The 2,185-nt window shown below is 60.8% G+C and carries 4 protein-coding genes and 1 pseudogene; 2 read left to right on the top strand and 3 right to left on the bottom strand.

The window, feature by feature from the left end; all coding sequences use genetic code 11:
* Both AC1DO7_RS41000 and AC1DO7_RS41005 read left to right on the top strand, forming a co-directional pair.
* On the top strand, positions 1 to 208 hold a 208-nt coding region (locus AC1DO7_RS41000; protein ID WP_477117548.1), incomplete at its 5' end, for a hypothetical protein.
* A gap of 444 nt (positions 209 to 652) precedes the next feature.
* A complete protein-coding gene (locus AC1DO7_RS41005) occupies positions 653 to 790 on the top strand; it encodes a hypothetical protein (protein ID WP_441623791.1) in 138 nt (45 codons plus the stop codon).
* 341 nt (positions 791 to 1,131) lie between these two features.
* On the opposite strand, the gene AC1DO7_RS41010 is transcribed toward AC1DO7_RS41005, so the two are convergent.
* The 3 genes and pseudogenes from AC1DO7_RS41010 to AC1DO7_RS41020 form a co-directional block, all read right to left on the bottom strand.
* A complete protein-coding gene (locus AC1DO7_RS41010) occupies positions 1,132 to 1,362 on the bottom strand; it encodes a hypothetical protein (RefSeq protein WP_441623789.1) in 231 nt (76 codons plus the stop codon).
* Between the two features lie 135 nt (positions 1,363 to 1,497).
* A complete protein-coding gene (locus tag AC1DO7_RS41015; RefSeq protein ID WP_441623787.1) occupies positions 1,498 to 1,728 on the bottom strand; it encodes a hypothetical protein in 231 nt (76 codons plus the stop codon).
* Positions 1,729 to 2,028: 300 nt separating this feature from the next.
* Positions 2,029 to 2,185 (bottom strand): annotated as a pseudogene (locus AC1DO7_RS41020) (IS5/IS1182 family transposase); the annotation flags it as partial.

Here is a 2,185-nt window from a genome sequence, read left to right on the forward strand (position 1 = left end):
GCCGCGGTGCGCGGCGGCGCCCGCCAACACCTGGATGCAGGGACTGGGCCCGGTGGCCAACGTCAATGTCAACGTCAACCAGAACATCGCCCAGCTGCAGAGCATCAACGTCAACACGCTCAACAACGTCGGCGTGATCGGCTCCGGCCTCGGGCTGGCGATCGATGTCAATCCTTCGCAGTGGGCCGCCACTCACACCAAGGTTTGAGCGATATGCGCTCCGCCCCGTGGAAACCCCAAGGTTTCCACGGCCAGCGTAGATGCGAAGGCACGATCCAGGGTGTAAAACCGCAAGGAACGCGTCGTGCGACAGACCACCGCTTTGGAAGGTACCTATCCGGCGCTTGAGGTCACGACGGTAGATGCCAACGTCGTTGCCGCAAGCAAGGCCCCAACTGGCAGGCCGGCGAGCCTGGTTCTCCGTGCTCGACGATCGGCAACATCACATGAGCATCCAGTCGCGCCCGTTTCACTCCCAGCAGTTCGGCGATCTGTTCATCGGGCAATCAGCTCAGCAGCGCTGCGACTGCCTGCGCCCCAGCCCAATGGCCGTCGCTGCCCGACGGCGAGCACCAAAACTTGATCGGCCTTCAGAGCCACCAAGCATAGATCCTGCGCTGCTTATGCTGTGGCCGACCCGCGCCTGCCCGCAGTGAACAACAAGCTGATCGCGATCGCCGAGGCAATGGGCACCACCCTGCTGCTGGCCGAGTCCGGCGAGACGTTCATGCAGTCGGCCACTCCGGTGTGCGTGCGGTCGATGGCCGGAGCGCTATCGGTGAAACGATAGCTATACCGAGAGCCCATTTCGAAATGCGAAGCGCTTGTCGCGCAGTATCGGCTTGGTTCTGCGCCGCCCCCGCTGCCTGCTCAGTCGCAGGAAGCGCTCGTTCCTCGCGTATCTCCGCTCGCTGACTGTCGATCCTATCGAGATRGGCGCGAGCGTTCTCTAAACGCCTGTCGCCGAACGTGTGGTGCGCTACATGCTGCCGGAATTCGTCCTCGCTGTGTTTAGCAATCCACTCGCGTCTTTCGGCATCGGTTTCGAAGTTCGCCATGGCTTGCCCCCTGTCGTGCCGAAGGATCGTAGCACGCGAAGAAAGCGAGACTGATGGGGATAGCGGGGTGAGATCAACCAAGCGCAAGAAGCACGTCGATCGCTCCCTCGCCATAGTGTAATGCGGCCTGCTCGGCAGCTACCTCGGTGAAGTAATCGCAATGGTCCGACGCGGGGCCGTAGATGGCGTCGTCATCGGGGTCGGCTTTGTATCGGATTTCGACTGCATACCCCCATTTCTGACCAGGCGGCGGCCTGGCGCCTGGGATGCCTACAATCCAGAAGGTCATGACATGGATGTACATCCCGCGATACTCCTCGGATACCCATGCTGCGCGGTCTCCCAAGGCCGTCTCCCTAGTTGGTTTCGCAGAATTCTAGCGAATGATGGGGACCGGGTGAGTAGAAAACCGGACGTGGATCGCGGTATGTGCCTATTCCTACACGCCCAGAATAACGTCCACCGCAGCCCTGCCTGCTACTTCGGCGACGAGATGTGCCCAGCGGCGCGAGAACGGACCGCCGTGGACTTTGATTCGCTTGCCGATTGCGGCAACGCCTGGAGGCTTTATCGGGCCTTCGATCTGGAACCAGACATCGAACATGTCTTCCGAAGTGGTCACCAAGTAAACATGAAGGTCGAATCCACGGTATTCGGTAGTGCGTTTCATGACTATTCCCCGAGGTTGATAAGGATCCTAGCATGACGCTTGACCACTGCTCCCAAGGCGACTGCCGCACCGTGATGCGCACCTGATCGCCGCCAGCGTGCGCTTGCAGTGCATCGTCACCAGCCCGCCGTACCTGGTGCTAGCAGGCTGTTGAAAAGCACTTTGGCACAAAGGGCGTAGCGCAGCTACACACGACTCGACATGCAAATGACCGCTGAATTCCTACCCTGCCATGCAATTGGGCGCCCCAATTCCGGGGCGCGCCAGCATGGCGCCGTGCGGCAGCCCAGCTTTGGCGGCTCATTGCACTGTTCCTCGCGGCACCGCACCCAGTATTCGTGCGATTCGGGTCAGATTGCTGGCGATCATCGTCAGCTTGAAGTGTTGGTCCACGCGTTCGAGGCCACGATATACGGTTTGGCGAAGCCGTCCGACCGTCTTGCCCCAGCCAAAGTGC

The organism is Cupriavidus sp. 05N40 (assembly GCF_056397305.1).

Bases quoted from the DNA above. Each gene is read 5' to 3' on its own strand.
- AC1DO7_RS41010 (WP_441623789.1), bottom strand. From the start codon at position 1,362: ATGTACATCCATGTCATGACCTTCTGGATTGTAGGCATCCCAGGCGCC.
- AC1DO7_RS41015 (WP_441623787.1), bottom strand. From the start codon at position 1,728: ATGAAACGCACTACCGAATACCGTGGATTCGACCTTCATGTTTACTTG.